Source organism: Bacillus sp. JJ1609 (assembly GCF_036967045.1).
In the GTDB taxonomy this organism is placed as follows: domain Bacteria; phylum Bacillota; class Bacilli; order Bacillales; family Cytobacillaceae; genus Mesobacillus.
Genome location: NZ_JBALSS010000012.1, coordinates 123,035 through 130,672, shown reverse-complemented (window position 1 = coordinate 130,672; position 7,638 = coordinate 123,035). Strand labels below are relative to the sequence as shown.

7 protein-coding genes are annotated in these 7,638 nt (G+C 40.2%); 6 read left to right on the top strand and 1 reads right to left on the bottom strand.

What is annotated here, in order from left to right; all coding sequences use genetic code 11:
• The first annotated feature begins 331 nt into the window (after positions 1–331).
• The 5 genes from V7654_RS11565 to V7654_RS11545 all read left to right on the top strand — a co-directional run bounded on the left by V7654_RS11565 (position 332) and on the right by V7654_RS11545 (position 5,235).
• Positions 332–1,957 (top strand): ATP-binding protein, encoded by a 1,626-nt coding sequence (locus tag V7654_RS11565; RefSeq protein WP_335430477.1) that lies wholly within the window; start codon positions 332–334, stop codon positions 1,955–1,957.
• 71 nt (positions 1,958–2,028) lie between these two features.
• On the top strand, positions 2,029–3,003 hold the full coding sequence (locus V7654_RS11560) for a nucleoside hydrolase (RefSeq protein WP_335430476.1): 975 nt from the start codon (positions 2,029–2,031) through the stop codon (positions 3,001–3,003).
• A gap of 105 nt (positions 3,004–3,108) precedes the next feature.
• The gene (locus V7654_RS11555; protein WP_335430475.1) at positions 3,109–3,687 is read left to right on the top strand and encodes an SCO family protein; all 579 of its coding nucleotides are present in this window, start codon (positions 3,109–3,111) and stop codon (positions 3,685–3,687) included.
• A 123-nt stretch (positions 3,688–3,810) separates the two neighbouring features.
• Positions 3,811–4,632 carry an SGNH/GDSL hydrolase family protein gene (locus V7654_RS11550; RefSeq protein ID WP_335430474.1) on the top strand — a complete coding sequence of 274 codons (822 nt, stop codon included), beginning with the start codon at positions 3,811–3,813 and terminating at the stop codon, positions 4,630–4,632.
• Between the two features lie 21 nt (positions 4,633–4,653).
• On the top strand, positions 4,654–5,235 hold the full coding sequence (locus V7654_RS11545) for a YpmS family protein (RefSeq protein WP_335430473.1): 582 nt from the start codon (positions 4,654–4,656) through the stop codon (positions 5,233–5,235).
• A gap of 100 nt (positions 5,236–5,335) precedes the next feature.
• Here the strand turns inward: V7654_RS11545 and V7654_RS11540 are convergent, their stop codons facing one another.
• Positions 5,336–6,100, bottom strand: a complete 765-nt coding sequence (locus V7654_RS11540; RefSeq protein WP_335430472.1) for a DUF4397 domain-containing protein — start codon at positions 6,098–6,100, stop codon at positions 5,336–5,338.
• 334 nt (positions 6,101–6,434) lie between these two features.
• Here V7654_RS11540 and rsgA point away from each other — a divergent pair, with 334 nt between their 5' ends.
• A complete protein-coding gene (gene rsgA, locus V7654_RS11535; RefSeq protein WP_335430485.1) occupies positions 6,435–7,505 on the top strand; it encodes a ribosome small subunit-dependent GTPase A in 1,071 nt (356 codons plus the stop codon).
• Positions 7,506–7,638: the final 133 nt, after the last annotated feature.

Below are 7,638 nucleotides of genomic sequence, written 5' to 3'. Positions count from 1 at the left end.
GCGTGGGCAGATTCGAGGGAGCTATTCAATGTCCTGCGGGCTCAGCTGGACAGGTGAGACCCCGCAGGAGCGAAGCGACGAGGAGGCTCAGCGCCAGCCCCGCGGAAAGCGAAGCGCCTAGAACGGAAATCAACAGACTAGCAATATAGATCAACTATAGAATCAAGACTGTAGACAACCTTGATTTCTAAGTTTGTTTACAGTCTGAAGTCCTGAACACTATGGTTCAGGACCTTTTTCTTTTTGAAGCTGAAAACAGGAATTATATAAGATTTCGTCGAATACTCACAGTAATTCATTTTTCAATGGAATGGAATGTGACAATTCACTTATGAAGCTTAATATAAAAAACATGCCATTGTTCAATAAAATATTGCTGTTCTCCTTTATGATCACCACGCTCGTAGTGGTGTCGACCATTGGGAGCAGTTTTTACCTCCAGGCTAAACAGATGGAATCCCATATGAAAGACAGGGTAGAAGGAGTAGCTGGACTTTGGTCTTCTACTCTGTCTCCATCTGATATAAAGGTAGCGGCTGAAATGAAAAATATCGACCATCCTTCCAGTATCCGTCTGGTGAAACTGCTCACAATGGTAAACAACAACAATGCATCGTTTCTCGGAGCCTATCTGGTTTTGCCTGATATTTACCCTAATAATAAAGTATATATTCTAGCAGCATCAGACATTTACAAAGAGTACTCGTTTGAATCACTCATGTATTATGACGCGGGGAATGAATTTCTGAATGCCTTCAGGAAAGCAAAGGAAGGAAAAACGATTACAAGCACAGGGATATTCAAAGATCAATATGGGTCATGGATTGCCTCCTTCTCTCCTATCATGGATGACAATGGAAATGTTGTTGCCATACTTGGGATTGATGCAAAGGCTGCGATCATCAGAAACAATCAAACGGAAATACTGAAAATATTGCTAATAGAATTGGCTGCCATTATTTTTCTCGTCTTTATTACTTTGAATTGGGGCCTAAAAAGGGTCCTGAAGCCCGTAAATGATTTGTTTTATGGAATAAAGGAAATCAGCACGGGCAATTTCAATGTCCGCCTCCCAGTTCATGACCAGTCGGAACTTAGCTTGTTAAGTGATCGTTTTAATGAAATGGCTGCCCAGCTTTCGCAATTGTTTGAACGGGTTTCTGCAGCGTCTAAGCAGCTGGGACAATCATCAATGAATGTAAGTGATTCGTTGCTTTTAGAAGAAGCCATTAATACGATGGAGGATATTTTCGAAAGAACAAAACTGCAGCAGGAGCTCCAGAGGGCGGAAAAAATGAATGCAATTGGACAGCTTGCTGCATCCGTTGCCCATGAAATCAGAAATCCAATGACAGTCGTCAAAGGCTTCCTGCAGATTTTTCTTGCAAAAGACATGAGTGATGAAGAGCATATGTTTTTAAAGCTGATGATAGAGGAGTTAAACAGGGCGGAAACAATCATTAATGATTATTTGAGTCTTGCAAAACCTGATGTTGGCAAGCTGGAGGTCATTGATAGCAGGGATATGGCTGAAAAAGTTATGGATTTGATGACCTCTTATGCAATGATGTCAAAGAATATTTCTTTACATACTGAAATAAAAGAAGATATGAAAATCAGGGGCAATAAAAATGAATTAAAGCAGGTTCTGATCAATATCCTAAAAAATGGCATAGAAGCGATGAAGGACGGCGGCAAGCTGAGCTTGACTTTGGAGAAAAAAGGTTCATATGGTGTATTCATCATCCAGGATACTGGCATTGGCATGACCGAGGAAGAGCTTTCAAGACTGGGAACAGCATTTTATTCTCTGAAGGAACGAGGTACAGGCATGGGATTGATGGTCTGTTACCAGATTGTTGAACGGATGAAAGGGCATATTAAGGTATCAAGCAAAAAAGGAGAAGGTACAACCTTTGAAATCATGGTCCCATTATTAATAGAAGACTCTGAGTAAATCCAAGGGCTTGCAAAATTTTGCCATCATTTTTCAATACCCTCAATATACATAAAAAGGGGGTGTCCGTTATGGTTAAAAAAGTGCTTTTCTTCAGTGATTTTGGGATTGATGATAATCTAGCCATTTTATATGCGTTCTTCAATAAAGAAATTCAAATCGTTGGTGTAGTGGCTGATTATGGAAATGTGTCCAAACAGGATGCACTTAGGAATGCAGCGTATATCCAAAAACTTACTGGCATTCGTGATGTTCCTGTTTTCGCTGGTGCAGAATTGCCACTTACCGGCAATCCGCCGGAATTTTATCCAGACGTTCATGGTGCAGAAGGTTTAGGCCCTATTATACCGGAAATTGATATTGATCTCTCACTGGAGAACTTCCATGGAATCAAGGAAGTCATCGAACAAAATCCCAATGAAATCATCATCGTGAATGTTGGCAGACTTACTTCTCTGGCTACAGCTTTTATCCTATATCCTGAGACAATGAAAAAAGTAAAAGAATTTTACCTGATGGGCGGCGCATTCAATGAACCAGGAAATGTTACACCCGTTGCAGAGGCGAATTTTTACGGTGATCCTTATGCTGCCAATATTGTATTAAATCAGACAGCAGGAAGGGTGAAGATCATCCCTCTCAATGTGACTAGCGGCTCAATTGTTACACCAGCATTGATTAATGAGCTAGATGCTTATTATCATGCTGTCGAAAGTAATGTTGGGAAACTTGTAAAACCGATGTTTGATTACTATTATAAATTTTATAAAAAGAGGTCTCCTCAATTGACAGGTGCCCCCTTGCATGATGTCCTTACTCTCTGGGCTGTTGTAAATGATGAACATGTCACATACAGAGAGGTTCCTGTAAAGGTCATCGTGAATATTGGCGAAGCATTTGGCCAAAGTATTGGAGATTTCAGGAACATGGTAGACAAAGCCAATTTCCCGCTTCATAAAGTGGCTGTTAATTTCAATTATGCTGAATTCATAAAGGATTTTTTCCAAACGATGAAAAACTCCAAAAATTCTGAGGGATACCGTTAAATACGTACCAATATTTTCAGGGGTTCACATATCTTTTTCTTTCTTCTCTCAAAAACGTTTGCTAGAATGATTGTGGACATAATTAGAGAGAATGCAGGTGGTTGTATGAAAAAGGGTATTTTGTTTTTTGTTTTGGCAGCAGTGATAGCACTTGCTGCTGGATGTGGGAATAGCGGACTAAAAGATGCCAAGAATTATCCGATCGAAGATTTCAAGTATACCAACCAGGATGGGCAGCCTTATAGCAAAAAGGATCTTAAAGGCAAAGTCTGGGTAGCTGATTTTGTTTTCACAAACTGTGCGGACGTGTGTCCTCCGATGACGGCTAACATGGCAAAGCTTCAAGACATGATAAAAGAGGAAGGTCTTGAGGATGTCGAAATAGTCTCATTTAGTGTGGATCCCACTGTTGATAAACCGGAGGTCTTAACTGAATACGGCAAGAAATTTAATGTTGATTTCAAGAATTGGAATTTCCTTACTGGCTACACGCAGGAAGAAATTGAAAAATTCGCACTTGAAAATTTCAAGACAATTGTTAAAAAGCCACAATCAGGTGACCAGGTTATTCATGGAACTGATTTTTATCTAGTCGATCAGAATGGGGACATGAGGAAGTATTATACAGGCCTAAAAGAAGTACCTTTCGAGCAAATCATTGAAGATATAAAAGCATTGCAATAGGCCATAATAGTGGCCTGTTTTTTTTGCTTATGTTTAAACTAATATAAAACATCTTCCATAAAAATTTTTAGGTTAGGACGTATTTGTTATAATAGGAATATGTTTAAAGGCAGGTGAACTGGATTGAAGAAAAAACTCACCTTACTTTATTTTATTCTGGCCGTTGTTTTAGTCTCTTGCAGTTCGTTTGAGAGCTTGCAAAAAGGGAATCTTAATAAAGTTAAGGAAACTGGATTGGAATTGAAGGATGCGTTGCCTTCTTCATTTTTTCCGAAGGATTTACATATTGTGGCTGCCGGAGACTCACTTACACAGGGAGTGGGCGACAGTACCAACTCAGGAGGCTATATCCCTTATTTAGCTCAACAGCTCGAACAAGATAAGACCATCAGGAATGCGAATTTCGAAAATTTTGGAGTGAAGGGTAACAGGGCAGACCAGTTGCTTAAAAGGCTAGAAAGCAAAGAAATACAATCTTCTATCGAGGATGCTGACCTTATTATTTTGACGATTGGCGGAAACGACTTGATGAAGGTTGTGAAAGAGAATTTTTCCAGCTTGAAATTGAATCATTTCAAAGCTGAACAAAAGATATTTAAGGAGCGGCTGCAATCAATATTTTCGTTAATCAGAAAGCAGAATCAAGGGGCTCCAATCGTTTTGATCGGACTGTATAATCCATTTTACAATTGGTTTGCTGATGTAAAAGAAATGAACCAGATTGTAGACGAATGGAATGGACAAAGTCAATCATTAGTCGAACAGGACGGAAATGCCTACTTTGTCGATATTCATGATATTTTCCTTAACAATGAAGAAAACTTGCTTTATACTGATTATTTTCATCCAAATGACCGCGGCTATCAATTGATTGCTGACAGGGTATATGGAATCCTGAGTCAGGAAGTGGTTGTTTTCCATGAGAAATTGACCACAAATAGGTAGGGAAGAGGAGTTAAAAGTTTTATGAAAAACAAATGGAAGTTTGGTTTTTTTATATTATTAGGGCTTGTCGTTGCAGTAATTTTATTTTTGTATTTCCTGATCGCATCTCCTGCTGAAAATTCCAATATGGAGCCAGTTAAAAACATCCAGGATTCGGAGGATGTGGCCTTTAAAGTGGCAACAAACAAGCGTGATTTGAACAGGGTGATCAACCATTATATTGAAGAAGAAGGAAAGAATAGCAATATCGATTATCAGGTTTTGCTTACTGATGAAGTAGAACTTTATGGAACGCTTCCGCTTTTCAGCGAAGAATTGGAATTAAGGCTAACATTCGAACCAAAAGCTTTGGACAATGGGGATTTGGTCCTGAATCAGAAATCCATTTCTGTTGGACGGTTGCGCCTCCCGGTTTCAACCGTGCTTAAATTTGTCCGCGACAGCTACGACCTTCCTGAGGCAGTCAGTATACAACCAGAAGAGGAAAGAGTTTATGTATCCATTCAGAGGCTTAAACTTAAAAGTGACATAAAGGTAAGGGTTAATGAATTCGACCTTAAAAAAGATAACATCAAATTTACTTTGTTCGTTCCTGCTAATTAGGCGCTCCTGTAGGGAGCGTCTTTTTATTATAGTAATAAGGTGCTTTTTATTTACATAGGGACTGAAAATGAAAATAGGCCGGTGATCCGGCCTTAGGCAATCAGCCTTGCAATAGCAGAACCTCGAGAGGCGGTTCACCTTTTACCGTACCGACTGCCACAATAGAATAAGAGTTATTTGGCTCTAACTTAACATTCGGTATCGTCATGACAGTATTCTTTGTACCAGCTACTCTTACCTCGAGTGTGACGGTCATAGGAGTCAAGCCGAGATATGACGTGGCTTGCCTGAACGAAATATTTGGAAAAATGATATCTCCATTTTTACCTGCTATGTCCACTGCTGGTGCATCAGGGGAAAGGTGGATAAACCTCGCTTTTGATTCACCGATTGGTGTCATTGGCTGGTCTTCAAAAGTAAGCAATCTTAACTTTGTGGCTGGACCACTAATAGCGGCGGTATAAATTCTTGTGGGTTCAATCGTGATTTTTTTGCTGATGACCGTCGATACCGTTTCGCCTGCAGGATAGATATCCACCTGATACTTCCCTGGAGCAAGCTGCATGTGGCTGCTGTTATTTTTATAATCAAAGTCGCGCAGAACACGGCTGCCATTGATATAGATATCAATTAGTTTCACATCAGGAGCAGCATGCAAAAAACGCAGCTTACCTGGCATTGTGGTTTCCCGTCGTGCAGGAACTGTATCTGAGCGCATTAATTGGACTGCTTTTTTCATGTTTCGAAGGTGTTTATGATAATACATGACATGCAGATTTGGATCTAGATATTTATAATATTCTGCCAATAATGAATACATGGCAGCTTTATACAAGTAATCATTCTGGTTTCTTGTATGAGCCATACCCCTCACTCCTAATGTGTTCGTTTTCCACTCTAAATTATGCAAAATGGGCATGTCAGGTGTGAATGAGTCATAAACCGCAAATTTTATTAGAAATGGGCTTTACAATAGGTGCGATTTTCCATATACTAAAATTAATTAAACGAGAGGCAGGTGGAGTGCAATGAGAAAATTATCCATTGTTTTAAAGCTGACTATTAATTATTGCACAGCCCACTAACCTAAGCGGATCAATTGACGAATGTCTTTTTGTCTTCATGCTTAAAAACCACGGGCTGTGTGTGCCTGTGGTTTTTTATATTTTATAAGCATGATGGAGGAAAAAATAATAATGATGAAACTTGAAAAAATTGGTTTGACAGATGAAATAAAAAATAATTTTGAAGAATATAAGATTAAAGGATATGAGCTTGGGAGGATTGCATTAGAGCATAAGCATTTGTACAGGGTATGGCTAGAAGATGGTGAACATTTGTGTACTCTTGCAGGCAGGATGACTTATGAAGCGGTTAATCGCGAAGACTTGCCCGCTGTAGGGGATTGGGTCGCGATAAAACCTTCCCCGAGTGAAAAGAAAGGCGCCATTCATGGAATCTTGCCCAGGAAAAGCAAGTTCTCCCGAAAAGCTGCAGGCATGGTAACGGAAGAGCAGATTGTTGCTGCTAATATTGATACAGTTTTTATCGTCAACTCATTGAATGATGACTTGAATCTTCGAAGAATTGAAAGGTATTTGCTGCTTGCCTGGGAGAGTGGAGCCAATCCAGTGATCATCTTAAGTAAAGCAGATTTAACATCTGAGCTCGATGATAAAATCCAACAGGTAGCTGCAGTGGCTCTTGGGGTGCCTGTGATAGCCGTAAGTGTGCTGGAGAAAACCGGAACCGAGGAATTGCAGGGATTCCTTGCTCCAGGCAAAACAGTGGCCCTTATCGGTTCATCGGGCGTTGGGAAATCCAGTCTGGTAAACTTTCTGACTGGTTTTCAAAAGCAGGTAGTCCAGGATATTCGGGTTAGCGATGATAAAGGAAAGCATACGACTACACATCGCGAAATGGTCCAGCTCCCAGGAGGCGCCGTGCTCATCGATACTCCTGGAATGAGGGAAGTCCAGCTTTGGCAAAGCGATGAGGGGATCAGTGAAAGCTTTGCAGATATTAAAGAACTTGCTTCTGCCTGCAGATTCCGTGACTGTAACCATAATAACGAACCTGGATGTGCTGTATGGGCTGCCATCAATGAAGGCGAGTTGGATGAGAATCGGTTCGGCAGCTATAAAAAGCTGCAAAAAGAGCTTGCCTATATGGACAGGAAGGTCGACAAAAAGGCACAAGCGGATGAAAAACGTCATTGGAAAAACATCAATAAAGAAATCCGCCAAAAAACAAAGTTCAAAGGGGAATAAATTTAACCTCTTCTTCGGAAGAGGTTTTAGTTTGTGGATAAAGGTATTTAGTTCACAAATCAATTATTAAAACCCTGTTGATTGGAATGGAAGACGCGTAGACTCTTGCGGACGCAGCTGGACAGGTGAGACC